Source organism: Acidobacteriota bacterium (genome assembly GCA_039030395.1).
In the GTDB taxonomy this organism is placed as follows: domain Bacteria; phylum Acidobacteriota; class Thermoanaerobaculia; order Multivoradales; family JBCCEF01; genus JBCCEF01.
In genome coordinates this window covers 117,379-130,719 of record JBCCEF010000002.1, presented here as the reverse complement: position 1 = coordinate 130,719, position 13,341 = coordinate 117,379, and the positions used below count along the sequence as shown (strand labels likewise).

15 protein-coding genes are annotated in these 13,341 nt (G+C 65.2%); 7 read left to right on the top strand and 8 right to left on the bottom strand.

From position 1 onward, the window contains the following. Window positions 1-52: 52 nt before the first annotated feature. Window positions 53-1,813, bottom strand: coding sequence for a methylmalonyl-CoA mutase family protein (locus AAF481_02935; protein MEM7480106.1), 1,761 nt, complete (start codon window positions 1,811-1,813; stop codon window positions 53-55). Window positions 1,814-1,954: 141 nt separating this feature from the next. Here AAF481_02935 and AAF481_02930 point away from each other — a divergent pair, with 141 nt between their 5' ends. Together AAF481_02930 and AAF481_02925 are read left to right on the top strand one after the other, a co-directional pair. Continuing rightward, window positions 1,955-2,926 carry a DMT family transporter gene (locus AAF481_02930; GenBank protein ID MEM7480105.1) on the top strand — a complete coding sequence of 324 codons (972 nt, stop codon included), beginning with the start codon at window positions 1,955-1,957 and terminating at the stop codon, window positions 2,924-2,926. Between the two features lie 11 nt (window positions 2,927-2,937). Then, window positions 2,938-3,918 (top strand): EamA family transporter, encoded by a 981-nt coding sequence (locus AAF481_02925; GenBank protein MEM7480104.1) that lies wholly within the window; start codon window positions 2,938-2,940, stop codon window positions 3,916-3,918. On the opposite strand, the gene pruA is transcribed toward AAF481_02925, so the two are convergent. The 6 genes from pruA to AAF481_02895 form a co-directional block, all read right to left on the bottom strand. Further along, window positions 3,902-5,533: an L-glutamate gamma-semialdehyde dehydrogenase gene (gene pruA / locus AAF481_02920; GenBank protein MEM7480103.1), complete on the bottom strand. Its 1,632-nt coding sequence runs from the start codon at window positions 5,531-5,533 to the stop codon at window positions 3,902-3,904. The two genes, AAF481_02925 and pruA, sit on opposite strands and share 17 nt — an antisense overlap. A gap of 221 nt (window positions 5,534-5,754) precedes the next feature. Next, window positions 5,755-6,126: a DUF423 domain-containing protein gene (locus AAF481_02915; protein MEM7480102.1), complete on the bottom strand. Its 372-nt coding sequence runs from the start codon at window positions 6,124-6,126 to the stop codon at window positions 5,755-5,757. 65 nt (window positions 6,127-6,191) lie between these two features. Then, entirely contained in the window at window positions 6,192-7,535 is a 1,344-nt protein-coding gene (locus AAF481_02910) for a tetratricopeptide repeat protein (GenBank protein MEM7480101.1), read from the bottom strand. 222 nt (window positions 7,536-7,757) lie between these two features. Then, window positions 7,758-8,003 carry a hypothetical protein gene (locus AAF481_02905; protein MEM7480100.1) on the bottom strand — a complete coding sequence of 82 codons (246 nt, stop codon included), beginning with the start codon at window positions 8,001-8,003 and terminating at the stop codon, window positions 7,758-7,760. A gap of 295 nt (window positions 8,004-8,298) precedes the next feature. Further along, entirely contained in the window at window positions 8,299-8,583 is a 285-nt protein-coding gene (locus AAF481_02900) for a hypothetical protein (protein ID MEM7480099.1), read from the bottom strand. A 7-nt stretch (window positions 8,584-8,590) separates the two neighbouring features. Beyond that, window positions 8,591-9,013, bottom strand: a complete 423-nt coding sequence (locus tag AAF481_02895; protein MEM7480098.1) for a BrxA/BrxB family bacilliredoxin — start codon at window positions 9,011-9,013, stop codon at window positions 8,591-8,593. A 314-nt stretch (window positions 9,014-9,327) separates the two neighbouring features. On the opposite strand from AAF481_02895, the gene AAF481_02890 reads away from it, so the two are divergent. The 5 genes from AAF481_02890 (at window position 9,328) to AAF481_02870 (ending at window position 12,689) form a co-directional block, all read left to right on the top strand. Next, window positions 9,328-9,636: a hypothetical protein gene (locus AAF481_02890; protein MEM7480097.1), complete on the top strand. Its 309-nt coding sequence runs from the start codon at window positions 9,328-9,330 to the stop codon at window positions 9,634-9,636. Between the two features lie 252 nt (window positions 9,637-9,888). Beyond that, on the top strand, window positions 9,889-10,098 hold the full coding sequence (locus tag AAF481_02885; protein MEM7480096.1) for a hypothetical protein: 210 nt from the start codon (window positions 9,889-9,891) through the stop codon (window positions 10,096-10,098). Then, complete coding sequence (locus AAF481_02880) at window positions 10,095-11,432, top strand: hypothetical protein (protein MEM7480095.1); 1,338 nt, start codon at window positions 10,095-10,097, stop codon at window positions 11,430-11,432. Before AAF481_02885 ends, AAF481_02880 begins: the two co-directional genes overlap by 4 nt. 68 nt (window positions 11,433-11,500) lie before the next feature. Beyond that, a complete protein-coding gene (locus AAF481_02875) occupies window positions 11,501-12,070 on the top strand; it encodes a DUF4126 domain-containing protein (GenBank protein MEM7480094.1) in 570 nt (189 codons plus the stop codon). Between the two features lie 220 nt (window positions 12,071-12,290). Beyond that, window positions 12,291-12,689, top strand: a complete 399-nt coding sequence (locus AAF481_02870) for a hypothetical protein (protein MEM7480093.1) — start codon at window positions 12,291-12,293, stop codon at window positions 12,687-12,689. A 237-nt stretch (window positions 12,690-12,926) separates the two neighbouring features. On the opposite strand, the gene trxA is transcribed toward AAF481_02870, so the two are convergent. Then, the gene (gene trxA, locus AAF481_02865) at window positions 12,927-13,256 is read right to left on the bottom strand and encodes a thioredoxin (protein MEM7480092.1); all 330 of its coding nucleotides are present in this window, start codon (window positions 13,254-13,256) and stop codon (window positions 12,927-12,929) included. Window positions 13,257-13,341: the final 85 nt, after the last annotated feature.

The following is a 13,341-nucleotide window of genomic DNA, read 5'->3' as shown; positions in this document are numbered from 1 at the left end:
GAGACATCCGGCCGAGGCGCCCGGCTGCCATTTCCACGGATCTCTGGAATGGTCAGAAAACCGCGGGTTCCTCGTAGGTGCCGAAGACATCCCGCAGCGCGTCGCTGATCTCGCCGACGGTGCAGTAGGCGCGCACGCAGTCGAGCAGCAAAGGCATCGTGTTGTCGGTGCCGGCGGCGCCCGTCTTGAGGGCGTCCAGGGCCTTGGCGGCGGCGCCCTGATCGCGCTGCGAACGCGCCGATTCCAGGGCTTCCATCTGGGTGGCGGCCACCTCGTCGCCGATGTAGAGAATTTCGATCGGCTCCTCGTCGCTGACCTCGAAGGAATTGACCCCCACCACCTTCTTCTCGCCCGTCTCCACGGCCATCTGGAACTGAAAGGACGCCTCCATCAGTTCCTTCTGCGGAAAGCCCGCCTCGATCGCCTCGACCATGCCGCCGAAGGAATCGATCTGGCGGAAGTAGTCGAAGGCGCCGTCGACCATCCGGCGGGTCATCTCCTCGACGAAGTAGCTGCCGCCGAGGGGATCCACCGTGTTGATCACCCCGGACTCGTGGGCGATGATCTGCTGGGTGCGCAAGGCGGTGCGGGCGTTGGCCTCCGTCGGCAGGGCGAGGGTTTCGTCGAGAGAATTGGTGTGCAGGGACTGGGTGCCGCCCATCACCGCCGCCAGCGCCTGGATGGTGGTGCGCACCACGTTGTTGACCGGCTGCTGAGCGGTCAGCGAGCAACCGGCGGTCTGGGTATGGAAGCGCAGCATCCAGGAGCGCGGATCCTTCGCGCCGTAGCGTTCCTTCATCACCGTCGCCCAGATCTGCCGCGCCGCCCGGAACTTGGCAACCTCCTCGAAAAAGTCATTGTGGCTGTTGAAGAAGAACGACAGGCGCGGCGCGAAGGAGTCCACATCGAGGCCGGCATCGATGCCGTACTGCACGTACTCCATGCCGTCGCGCAGGGTGAAGGCGAGCTCCTGGAGGGCCGTCGAGCCGGCCTCGCGAATGTGGTAGCCGGAGATCGAGATGGTGTTCCAGCGCGGTACCTGCTCGGCGGCGAAAGCGAACTGGTCGGTGATCAGGCGCATCGACGGCCGCGGCGGGTAGATGAACTCCTTCTGGGCGATGTACTCCTTCAAAATATCGTTCTGCAGCGTGCCGGTAACGTCCTTGGCGATGTCCACCCCTTGCTTCTCGGCCACCGCCAGGTACATGGCGAAGAGAATCGGCGCCGTCGAGTTGATGGTCATCGAGGTCGACACCTGGTCGAGGGGGATGCCCTCGAATAGCACCTCCATATCCGCCAGACTGTCGATGGCAACGCCGCATTTGCCGACCTCGCCGCGGGACATCTGATGGTCCGAGTCATAGCCGTAAAGAGTCGGCAAATCGAACGCCACGGACAAGCCGCCCTGGCCCTGGTCCAGCAGGTACTTGAAGCGAGCGTTGGTGTCCGCGGCGGTGCCGAAGCCGGCGAACTGGCGCATCGTCCACAGCTTGCCGCGGTAGCCCGTCGGATGGATGCCGCGGGTGTAGGGGAAGTCGCCCGGCACCGGCAGGAGTTGCTCCGCCGGAATCTCATCGGCCTCCGCCGCGGTCACCAGGTGCGGCACCTCCATCGAGGAAACGGTCGTGAAATCTCGCTTCCACGGCGGTCGCTTCTGTTCGCTGCGGCCCTTGGCCCTGAGCCAGCGTTCGCGGGCCTCGCGCGCCTTCGCCACCGCCTCGTCGCGGTACACCTCGCCGGACGGCTTCCCGGCCTGCTCGGCACTCTCGGGGCCCATCGCCGTTTGGGTTGTCTCCACGTCTTTGACCGCCATCGAAAAAACTCCTTCCCGGGCCGGGTTTCGGGACCCTACGCCGCGGCCGAAACCGCCTATGAAACTGCTCCCCGGAATTATATCGAAGGGACTTCCCGAGCCTATCGCCCCTCGCCTACGGCGCTGGGAGAACCACGGCGAATGGCGGTAGAGTTCCGACGTCCGACCGCGACCTCTCCCAGCACCATGCCTCCCACCTCTCCCGATTCCTCAAAAGCCGCGGCGCGGCTGCGCTTTCTTGCCCTCGTCGGCATTCTGGGGATCTCGTTCTCGGCCATTTTCGTGCGCCTGGCCGATGCCGCTTACTCCACCACCGCCTTCTTCCGGGTGGCCTACGCCGTGCCGGTTCTCGCCCTGCTGTGGCTATGGCGACGGCGGGACGACCAGCGAAGCCGGCGCGACCGCTGGCTCGCCCTCGCTGCCGGCGTGTTCCTGGCGATCGACTTCGCCTTCTGGCACCGCGCCATCGACCACATCGGCGCCGGCCTGGCGACGGTTCTCGGCAATACTCAGGTGGTGTTCGTCGGCTTCGCCGCCTGGTGGCTGCACGGCGAGCGGCCGTCCCGCCGAGCGATGGCCACCTTGCCCCTGGTGCTCGCCGGTGTGGTACTCATCTCCGGCCTCGGCGGCGCCGCGAGCTACGGCGACCGGCCGTTGGCGGGAGTGGTCTACGGCATCCTGACGGGCATCACCTATGCCCTGTTCCTCCTCAGCTTCCGCCAGGCGGCCCAGGGCGGCGCTCCCACCGTGGCGCCGCTGCTCGACGCCACCTTTGGCGCCACCGTCGCCAGCCTCTTCCTCGGTTGGGCGGACGGCGGCCTGGAGCTGGCCTTCCACTGGCCGAGCCACGGCTGGATGCTCGCCCTCGCCCTCGTCGCCCAGGTCTTTGGCTGGCTGTTGATCTCCCACGCCCTGCCCCGCCTACCGGCCCTCGAGACCTCGATCATGCTGCTGATGCAGCCGATGCTGACGGTGCTGTGGGGACGGCTGCTGTTCGCCGAAGTGCTGTCGCCGGTGCAGTGGCTAGGGGTCGCCTCGGTGCTGGCCGGCATCGGCTGGATTTCTTTGGGCGCCGTACCGCGCCGCAAAGCGGCGCCGGGGAGCACGCCCTGAACTCCGCCGCCATGGGGGGATCGACGAAGCGAGCCTGGCCCGGTGGGCTCACCGGCCTGGTGGCCTTCGCCCTGTTCGTCATCTGGAGCAACACCTTCATCGCCATCGGTTTCCTGCTCGGCGCCGAGCGGCAGGCGGCGCGTTTCGACGGCCTGTCCCTCACCGTCGCCCGCTTCCTGCCGGCGGCACTGTTCTGCGCCGTCTACTGCTTCGGCTGGCACCGCCGCGAAGCCCTCGCCCTGCTGCGGCGCCACGGCGGGCGCCTCGCTCTCTGCGGCCTGCTCGTCGTGCCCGGCTACAACCTGAGCCTTTATTTCGGGCAACAGCACGGCGTGCCGGCGCCGGTGGCTTCGCTCACCACCGTGCTGGCGCCGCTCTTCATTCTGGTGTTGTCGGTGATCTTCCTCGGCGAGCGACCCACCGCCCGCAAGATCCTCGGGCTGGCGATCGCCCTGGCGGGCATGGCGCTCCTCGCCGTCGGCCGGCCGGCGGTGGGCGGTTACAGCCTGCTCCTCGCGATCACCGCCCTGGCGCCGCTGGCGTGGTCTGTCTATTCGGTGTTGGCGAAGCCGATGACCGCCGGGGAATCGCCGCTGCTGATCACCTTCCTGGCGATCACCTTGGGGACCGTGCCGCTACTGGCCGTACTGCCCTTCTCCGGCGGCCCGGAGATGCTCGCCCTCGACGGCACCGGCTGGGCGGCCATCGCCTACCTGTCGCTCGGGGCCACGGTGCTGGGATTCGCCCTGTGGACCCAACTGCTGGAGTTCTTGCCCGCCTCCACCGTCGGCCTGACGGTGTTCCTGAACCCGCCGCTGACCTCGATTTCGAAGGCGGTTCTGTCGCGCACCCACCCGGAGACCTTCTCCTTCGTGGTGACCCCAACGGAGTGGCTGGGCGGCGGGGTGACCCTCCTCGGCCTGGCGGTGGCGACCGTTCGCTTTCGCCGGCGCGCCAATGGACCGCCGAAACGTCCTACTCCTGGCCCATGAACGGGTAGCGGAAGTCCTTCGGCGGCACGAAGGTCTCTTTGATGGTCCGCTGCGACACCCAGCGCAGGAGATTCAGCATCGAACCGGCCTTGTCGTTGGTACCGGAGGCCCGGCCGCCGCCGAAGGGCTGCTGGCCGACCACCGCACCGGTGGGCTTGTCGTTGATGTAGAAATTGCCCGCCGCGTGGCGCAGCGCCCCGGCCAAAACGCCAATCACCCGCCGGTCGCGGGCGAAGATCGCGCCGGTCAGGGCGTAGGGGCTGCCCGAGTCGCACACCTCCAGGGCCTCGTCGATCTCGTCGTCGTCATAAACGTAGACCGTCAGCACCGGTCCGAAGATCTCCTCCTTCAAAAGCTTGAAGTCCGGGCTGGAGGTCACCACCACCGTCGGGTCGATGAAGTAACCCACCGAGTCGTCACTGGTGCCGCCGATCACCACCTCCGCCTCCGGCGCCTGCCGAGCGTGCTCGATGTAGCCCGTGATGTCGTGGAAGGCCTTCTGATCGATCACCGCCCCCATGAAGTTGCGGAAGTCCTGCACCGGACCCACCTCGATGTGAGAGATCAAATCCGCCAGGCGCTCTTCGAGCTGCGGCCAGAGGGAGCGCGGGATGAACGCCCGCGAAGCCGCCGAGCACTTCTGTCCCTGGTACTCGAAGGCGCCGCGCACGAGGGCGACGGCCAGGGCCTCGACATCCGCCGAAGGGTGGGCGAAAACGAAATCCTTGCCGCCGGTCTCACCGACGATGCGCGGATAGGAACGGTAGCTGGAGATGTTGTCGCCGAGGGTCTTCCACATGCCCTGGAACACCCGCGTCGAGCCGGTGAAGTGAACACCCGCCAGCTCCGGCCGCGCCATCACCGGATCGCCGACCGTGCCGCCGCGGCCGGGCAGGAAATTGATCACCCCGGGAGGCAACCCTGCCTCCTCCAGCAGGCGCATCACATAGTAGTTCGAAACCACCGCCGTGGTCGCCGGCTTCCACAGCGCCACGTTGCCCATCAGCGCCGGCGCCGTCGGCAGATTGCCGCCGATGGCGGTGAAGTTGAAGGGCGTCACCGCGAACACAAAGCCCTCCAGCGGCCGGTGCTCTAGGCGATTCCACATGCCCGGCGACGAGATCGGCTGATCGGTGTAGATCTGCCGCATGAACTCGACGTTGAAGCGCCAGAAGTCGATCAGTTCACAAGCCGAGTCGATCTCCGCCTGATGGGCGGTCTTCGACTGGTTCAGCATGGTGGCGCCGTTGATCGTGTCGCGCCACGGGCCAGCGAGGAGGTCCGCCGCCTTTAGCAGCACGCTAGCGCGGTCCTCCCACGGCATTTCGGACCAGTCCGCCCAAGCCTCACGGGCTGCCTCCACCGCCAGCGCCACATGCTGCTCGGAGGCCTGATGCACCTTTGCCAGCACATGGCCGTGGTCGTGCGGACACACCGCCTCCACCGGACTCTCGGTGCGTACCTCCTGGCCACCGATGATCAGCGGAATCTCGATCCGCTCTTGGGCCATCTCGCCGAGGCGAGCCTTCAAGGAAGCGCGTTCAGGGGTACCCGGTGCATAGGAACGAACCGGTTCGTTGACCGGAGTCGGAGTTTGGCTGATGGCATTCGACATAGCGAAAAGCCTCCCAGAGAGATGGCGTAGAACTGGAGGAATCGAACCGACCAGCCGGCGATGGTACGGAGCGTGGAGCGGCGTCGGTACGGAAAACTACGGACCGCAGAGCAGGAGCGAAACGGCGCCCAACCCGCGAACCTCGACCATGGTAGCCAAAGAGCCCTTCTGGGGGCAATGGCACCTGCCGAAGAAATCGGATCGATCGAAGAAAGGGGACCTCAGGACCGAGCCCGGAGCACCTGCCACGCCAGCAAGAGAAAGCCAACGATCAGAGCCAGGCCGCCGAGAGGAGTCACCGCACCAAACCACCGAGGGCCGCCGAGGGCGAGCAGAAACACCGTGCCGGAAAACACCACTCCTCCCGACACCAGGAGACCGACCACCGCCCGGCCGGCACCGGCCAGCGCCGCCAGCATCATCCCAAGGGCGCAATACATCAGATAGCGAGCGGCGGTCTCCCACAGAGCCAGATTCGCTGCCGACAGCCGCTCCTCCAGGCCGTGCGCGCCAAAAGCACCGGCAACCACGGATACCGCCGCCAACACGGCGCCGGTGGCGAAGCCCGCGTGGTTGAGGGAAGGAGGAGTCATAGAGGAATCTTACAGCAATGTCAGCGGCAAGGATGACACCGGGAGCGCACCCCGGCGGGAAGAGGCTACTCCGCCGAGCGGCGGATCGGAGCGGTCCTGGCGCGCTTCAGGTAGAGCGACAGGCCCTGCAGCAGATCCTCGGCGACGGTCTCCTTGTGCCGCGCCGCGTGGAAGACCGCTAACGCCGCCGCCGCGCCTTCGAAGACTCCGGTAGGAACCAGTGCCGCCAGCGATTCGCGCGCCATATCGCGCACCTCGGCGAAGCGTCCCTGGCGGTTGAGAAGCAGAGCGAGATCCAGGGAGACCAAGGCGATCTCGTACATCTCATCGCGCCGCCGAAACTCGTGATACACCTGCAGAAGCAGTTCTTCCGCCCGCTCGTTCTCCCCCAGGCCGGCGGCGATCATTCCTTCTAGCCACTGGCCGCGAAGCAGCACGTGGGGTTCCCCAAATTGGCGATAACCCTCTTCGCACTGCTCGAAGATACTGCGCGCCTCGTGGAACTCTCCCAGGTCGGCAAAGCACAGGGCCAGGTTGCTCCGCGCAAATAGGACGCCCTTCGGGTCGGCTTCCTCGTCGGACCGGGCAATGGCTTCGAGGAGCGGACTCAGCGCATCCTCCGGCGCACCCTTTTCAAGATAAAGGTTGCCCAGGGAGGTCAGCACTCGGGCCGCCTTCAGCTCGTCGCCGGCCTCTTCGAAACAAACCGTTGCGCGGTCGAAGCGGTGCAGCGCTTCGGAGTATTGGTGGCGATCCTTGTTGACCAGCGCCCACAGGTACAGAAGGTCGCCTTCCGCAATCGGATCGGACGAGTCGGCGAGCAACTCGGAGGCCTGCTCGAAGGCGTATTCCGACGCCTCGAAGTCAGCCTGCAAACGGTGGGCGTTACCGATCACGCACCAGGCGCGGCCGGAAACGTCATCGATCAGCGCCTGGCCGTAGCGGCGAACTTCCAGGTGGTCCAGGATCAACAGGCCCACCTCCGCCAGGGAGCGGCCCCGCTCGGCATCCTCGTACCCAGCCGCCAGGCCCTCCTCGACCAGGAGTTGTGCCAACCCCAAGGTTTGGTAGCGCTGACGGTTGCGAACCAGGAGCGGCCAGCATTTCAACGGGTAGGAACTGAGTTGAGCGAACAACTCGCCACTGCCATTGACCTCGCGCATGGCCGCGCCCAGGCGAAGCCTGAGACCGCTCCGGGCCGGCTGGATGGCCTGCGGCTGCGGCCGATCGTAGGGCAAAACCTTCGCGAGCAGAGCCACTTCGCCCTGCTCCGCGCCCAACTCCTCCATCGCCGCACGTCGACAGCGTTCGCATTCCAGAAGGTGCAGAGCCACGCGTCGGTTCTGAAGAGCCGTCTCCTCCGCCAGGAAGCGGGAGATTTCACCGGAAGTCAAATGGCGATTCAACATAAACAATGCACTCTTGGCAAAACCGAACGAGTTGGCCGCAGCCGGAGCCATCCGGCCTTCAGCGGCAGCGACCTCGCCACCCGGGCGGCCCGTTGCCACATTCCTACAACGGTAGTTTCCCTGGAGACTGAAAATGAGACAGCTCGCGGCTTCATCGTACGACCTACGCGGCACCCGAATGCACCGAGTTTCACCTTCCGCCGTCTCCTCAGGTCACCTGCGTCAGTCCTCAGCCTGCTCCGGTTCTTCCCTGGTCTCCGCCCGCAGGAACGGGTCGAGGCCCGGGCCCGGATCCACACCGCCCCACATACTTTGCACCCACTCCACCAACTCCACCAACTCCTCTACGGCCTCAACCCACAGGCTCTGGCGAGCCGGTGGCTCCTCCATGTCCATCGGCATGTCCCTCGGTGCCGCCCAAGCCGAAACCGCGGGCAACCACATCGCCAGGACAACGATCAGGGTCACAGCGCAACGCCTCTTCATACGACAGCTCATCATTCTCGCCTCCTCGTTCACCGGCGCCGAACCGGCGATATACCTCTAGCCACTAAAAGTCTTGCTTCTAGAGAACTTCGTGTGCGAAACGACCAAGTTGAGGACACATAAGGCATCAAGAGGATTCACCGTCCCCGGCCGGTCAAGCCGAGGCCAGCAGCGCCTCCCCGCACGTCTCTTGTATTTAAACTATTATACTAAAGCAAACTTGCAATGTCCAGATAGGTTCCCCTCAAATCGAGAGGAACAAGGCTCCAATGCGGAATCAGTCCGCCGACTCGACGGAGCCGAGCGGCCGCACGGAAGTGACCTGGGGTCGCGGCAGCACCAGCCGGTCGTGCTTCTTCCAAACGCCGAACTTTGCGGCGTTGGCCAGCCAGTCGGCACGGGTTCCCTCGTCCACCCCGTCGCGGTGGAGATCCACATCGAGCAGGATCACCCGCGTTTCGGTGATGTCGTCGCAGCGCCCCACGTACAGTTCTGGCCCCGCCGTCTCCACCACCACCGTGATGCCGTGGAGTTCGTGTTTGCCCTGGTGAAAGGTGCCCATCGCCGGCTCAGGAGGCCGCGTGTTCCGCGAAGGCCGCCTTCAGGTCGCCCGCCACGTCCTCCGCCGTGCGCCCCTCGATACGGTGCCGCGGCAGGAAAAACACCAGCTCCCCATCCTTGAACAGCGCCATGGACGGGCTCGACGGGGGAACCTGCGGGAACTTGCTGCGCGCCTGAGCGGTGGCCTCTACATCCTGCCCGGCGAACACCGTGCCGAGGCGGTCCGGCTTCGGCCCGTCCTCCAGCGCCAGCCGCACGCCCGGCCGGGCCATGCCGGCGGCACAGCCACAGACCGAGTTCACCACCAGGAAAGACATTCCCGCCGGCGACTCCATAAAGGCGTCTACCTCGGCGGCGGAGGTGAGTTCTTCGAAGCCGATGACCGTCAGTTCATCGCGCATGGGTTTGACCAAAAGGGGGCTATAGGGCATCGGAAACCTCCGGAATGTGCGGTAGTCGAGGGAGCCGGACGGCGGCCGAGCGGGCTCTCTACGCCCGTTGACCGCTACTCGCTCACGCCGGCGGGTTTGAGCCCGGCGTGATGTCTGCAAACGAGTTTACAACGCGGGCGGAGCGGTTCAAGGCTTGCCCCAGGTCTCACGGGAGAGTTTGCCTGAATTTGCCTGAAAGAATAATTTTTTGTCCACTAAGAGGTTTCTCCGATCACTCTATTGAATGAGCGATTCACGCACGGGCGTCGTGCGCGAACGCTCGACGCTTCAACCTGATCACGGAGACCAAAACCATGCCCTCGAACAAACCTTGCGCTTCCCCTCGATTCCACCTGCGCCGAATGCTGGCTCTGGCTCTCGTCCTGGCCGCCCTGTTCTCAGGTGCGAGCCTCCACGCGATGGAGACGACCGAGGTGGACGCCGGTCACTGGCTTATGCAGTGGATCGAATCTCTCTTCGGCGCTTCCGAAGGCGAGGCCGGCCCGGACATGGACCCCGATGGAATATCAAGCGCAGTGCCCAGCGACCCCAACCACGGTGAAGCCGGACCCGATATGGATCCCGACGGCGCCTGGACCCCACCGGCGGACACCAGCCGCTGATCTGGGGCAACTGAATCTTGGGCGATGGATCTAGGGCGATGGGTTCAGGACCGTTGATGCACGGCCAATGATCGCCAAACCCGGCGTCGCCTGACGGCCGGCCCGGTCGGAGCTCGGGCCGGCCCCTCGCTGCCGAAATCCTCGGCTAGACCCTCGACACCTAACGCGCAAGCTTCTCGAGGACATCCACCTTCCGCCATGATTTGATGTACACTTTCTCGTAATTAATTTCTTGTTCCGAACATCGAGACGATGCCCGAATACCTGGAAGAGATTTTCGACCGCCTATCTCCGGCGCTGGAGCTGCTGTTCATCCGGTACGAGGTACCGCCGCGGCGAGCCGGCGAAATCGTCGAAGAGGTGCTGCGAATCTTCAACCGCAAGCATCGCGAGATCGAGAACCCGGAAGCCTGGATTCTCGACATGGTGTCCCGCCGCCTGGCGCGGGAGGACCGTTCATGAAGATTCACCCCAATCGCCACACCCTCGGAACGCTCATCGACCAGTTCAGCGGGCAACTGCAGCGCAAGGCCCTCAAGCATCTCCTCGACTGCGAATCCTGCCGCACCGAGCTCCGCCACCTACTCGGCGACAGCGACTCCGCCCTCGCTCGCGTCCTGCCTTGGCCCTCGGCCACATACCGCAGGATCCTCGACCGGGTGCTGAACCAGGCGAACGCCACCGGCATTCAGTTGAGTCAGGAGGAGGCGGAGGCCCCACTGCTTCTCGGCGAGCTGCTGCTTCAACCGGCGGCGGATCGCCGGCTGGTGATCGAGCACGATGAGCGCTACCGAAGCTGGTCTCTGGCGGAACTCCTCCTCGATCGCAGCCGTGCCCGCAGTTTCGAGGATCCGATCCGCGCTGAAGTGCTCGCCCGCCTCGGCCTCGACGTCGTGGAACGCCTCGCCCAGGAGGATCAGGACCTGCCGGTAGTCGAGGATCTGCGCGGCCGCGGCCTGGCCTACTTGGCCAACGCCTTGCGCATGCGATCCGATCTCGAAGGAGCCGAGGCCACACTGATCGAGGCAGAAGAAGCTCTGCGGAGAGGTACCGGAGATCCCTTGGAGAAGGCCCGTATCCTGGAGTTGACCGCCTCCCTGCGCCGCGACCAGCGGCGGTTCGGCGAAGCGGTGCGACTTCTGCGCAGGGCGATCCGGCGATATCGCTCGTCGGAGGAAACGCACCGTGCCGGCCGGGCGTTGATCAAAACCGCGTCGGTCTATCGGGCCGCCGAGATGCCCGAGAAGGCCACCGATGTACTGCGGGAAGCGGTCGAGTTTCTCGATTCCGCTCGCGAACCCAGACTGCGACTGTGCGCTCGCCACAATCTCGCCGAGTATTTGAGCGACCTCGAGCACCACCTCGAAGCGCGGGCGGTGTTGCGCGAAGCGAAGCCGCTCTACGAGCAGTTTCCGGACGCCTGGACCCAACGGCGCCGGCTTTGGGTGGAGGGCAAGATCCTGCGTGGGCTGGGCCAGCTCGATGAGGCGGAGACTCGGCTCGCGGCGGCGAGAGAAGGCTTCCTGGAACAGGAGATCGTTTACGATGCGGCGCTGGTCTCCCTAGACCTCGCCGCCGTCTACGCCCAGCAGGGCAAAGGGGGCGCATTGCGAGCCCTGGCGCGGGAGATGATCTCCACCTTCCGCGACCGCCACATCCACCGCGAAGCCCAGATCGCCCTGCGCTACCTGCAACAGGCGGCGGAAGTCGAACTGGCTTCCCTGCAGCTAGTTCAGCGCGTCCACCTCTACTTTCGCGAAGCGCGGGACAACCCCGAATTGCCTTTCGAGCGCTAGGCCGCAGCTCTCCCCACGGAATAAATCCGCCCCCTGTGCGGTAGCGTAGACCGAGGAGGAGAGTGAGCATGGAAATCCTGTTGAGCATCTTGATCGGCATCGGCCTGTCGGCAGCGGCTGGGTTCCGCATTTTTGTACCGTTTCTGGTGGTGGGAATCGCCGAGCGTTCGGGGCACCTCGCCCTAGCCGACGGCTTCGACTGGATCGGCTCGACTCCGGCACTCATCACCTTCGGCGCCGCCACCCTGCTGGAAGTGGGCGCCTACTACATCCCCTGGTTGGACAACGCCTTGGACAGCCTCGCCACCCCGAGCGCGGTGGTGGCCGGAGTGATCCTCACCGCTTCGGTGGTGGCGGATCTCGACCCCTTCATGCAGTGGACCCTGGCGGTGCTCGCCGGTGGCGGCACGGCCACGGTGTTCCAGGGAGTCACCACCGGCACGCGGCAGATTTCCACCCTGACCACCGCGGGCTTCGGCAATCCGCTGGTCTCCACCGGCGAGATCGCCGCCTCGGCGGGTCTTTCGCTGCTGGCCGTGGTGGTGCCGATCGTCGCCTTCCTGGCGGTGATCGCGCTGATGTTCCTGGTCGGCCGACGGGTCTTCTTCCGACGCGGGCCGCGGCAGCAAGCGGCCTGACGCCGGGCTCGCCGCCCAGGCCCGTCGGCGAGCGCCACGGACTGTTCACCCCACTAAAACCGGTGACGATCTTTCCCTGGGATTCGCTCAGGTACTATGCGCGAACGCTAACCCAGTTGTCTTCAAAGAATCATCGTCGCGCTTTGTAGGCGCTTCACGGATTCTGCAACCCCCGGGTGGCCTTCCGCGCGAAGCCCCCACGTCATCTCAGGGAGAGACTATGGCCCCCTCTGAACCCGGCAGTTTTCCCTCGCAGCCCGGCACGTTTTCCGACCCGTTTCAATACACCCGGGATCTCCCTCGCGGCACCTGGAATCTGATGATCAACGGCCGCGTGTACACGCTCGACGTTCGGCATGTCTCCGCCTCTGGCCGCGTCCAGGCGGATCTCAGCAGCGGCACCGTTGAAAAGGCGACCTGGGACGGCATTGGGACAGCCTCGATCGCGGGGAAGCTGGCGTTCGTTCGAGTGTCTGGCGACATCCGGCAGCAATACGAAGGCTGGCTCTTTCAGTACGCCAAACTGGATCCCCTGTGGCGCATGGCCGGCACGGTCGTGCACCTCGACGATTCTGGGGCGCGTTCCGGATGGTATGGGACCTTGCCGCGGCGGTCGTAGTCACAGATCACCGAATCCGGTAACAGCCTCTCCGTCGCCGTGCCCTCGCTGTTGAAGTACCTGATGCTCACGATTGCGGCCCATGGGACCAGCTACCTGCTGGTCTCGGCCTACAGAAGGCTCCGACGGGCGACCTAGGCGTTAGGCACACAAGAAAAAGCCGGGCCGGACTCCTGGGAGTCCCGCGCCCGGCTTTTCGCGTCCTGCCCGCCTGGGTGAGCTGGCGAGCGACCCGCCTCAGACGTTGCGCTCGATGAAGCTCTCGAAGGCCGCCTTGGGCATGGCGCCCATCATGCGGTCCTTCATCTCGCCGTCCTTGAACAGAATGAAGGTGGGGATGCTCAGCACCTGGAACTGTTGGGCCAGTTCCTGGTGGTGGTCAATGTTCAGTTTGGCGATGCGGACTTTGCCGTCCATCTCGTCGGCGATGGCGTCGAGGTGCGGCGCCACCAGGCGACAGGGACCGCACCACTCGGCCCAGAAGTCCACCAGTACGGGCACATCGGCGCCGAGGACTTCGGAGGAAAAATTGCTGGAATCGAGTTCTACGATCTTGTCGTTGGCCATGGTGGATCCTTTGCTCTGCTCGTTGGTGGAACGTATGGAAATCGAACGTCCGGGGATTGCTTGATTCTGGAGGTGCGGGCGGCTT

What these genes read in the sequence shown, in the direction of transcription:
- trxA (MEM7480092.1), bottom strand. Translation starts at nt 13,256, where the DNA reads ATGGCCAACGACAAGATCGTAGAACTCGATTCCAGCAATTTTTCCTCC.
- pruA (MEM7480103.1), bottom strand. Translation starts at nt 5,533, where the DNA reads ATGTCGAATGCCATCAGCCAAACTCCGACTCCGGTCAACGAACCGGTT.
- AAF481_02875 (MEM7480094.1), top strand. Translation starts at nt 11,501, where the DNA reads ATGGAAATCCTGTTGAGCATCTTGATCGGCATCGGCCTGTCGGCAGCG.
- AAF481_02870 (MEM7480093.1), top strand. Translation starts at nt 12,291, where the DNA reads ATGGCCCCCTCTGAACCCGGCAGTTTTCCCTCGCAGCCCGGCACGTTT.
- AAF481_02890 (MEM7480097.1), top strand. Translation starts at nt 9,328, where the DNA reads ATGCCCTCGAACAAACCTTGCGCTTCCCCTCGATTCCACCTGCGCCGA.
- AAF481_02935 (MEM7480106.1), bottom strand. Translation starts at nt 1,813, where the DNA reads ATGGCGGTCAAAGACGTGGAGACAACCCAAACGGCGATGGGCCCCGAG.
- AAF481_02930 (MEM7480105.1), top strand. Translation starts at nt 1,955, where the DNA reads ATGGCGGTAGAGTTCCGACGTCCGACCGCGACCTCTCCCAGCACCATG.
- AAF481_02925 (MEM7480104.1), top strand. Translation starts at nt 2,938, where the DNA reads ATGGGGGGATCGACGAAGCGAGCCTGGCCCGGTGGGCTCACCGGCCTG.
- AAF481_02895 (MEM7480098.1), bottom strand. Translation starts at nt 9,013, where the DNA reads ATGCCCTATAGCCCCCTTTTGGTCAAACCCATGCGCGATGAACTGACG.
- AAF481_02885 (MEM7480096.1), top strand. Translation starts at nt 9,889, where the DNA reads ATGCCCGAATACCTGGAAGAGATTTTCGACCGCCTATCTCCGGCGCTG.
- AAF481_02915 (MEM7480102.1), bottom strand. Translation starts at nt 6,126, where the DNA reads ATGACTCCTCCTTCCCTCAACCACGCGGGCTTCGCCACCGGCGCCGTG.
- AAF481_02900 (MEM7480099.1), bottom strand. Translation starts at nt 8,583, where the DNA reads ATGGGCACCTTTCACCAGGGCAAACACGAACTCCACGGCATCACGGTG.
- AAF481_02880 (MEM7480095.1), top strand. Translation starts at nt 10,095, where the DNA reads ATGAAGATTCACCCCAATCGCCACACCCTCGGAACGCTCATCGACCAG.
- AAF481_02910 (MEM7480101.1), bottom strand. Translation starts at nt 7,535, where the DNA reads ATGTTGAATCGCCATTTGACTTCCGGTGAAATCTCCCGCTTCCTGGCG.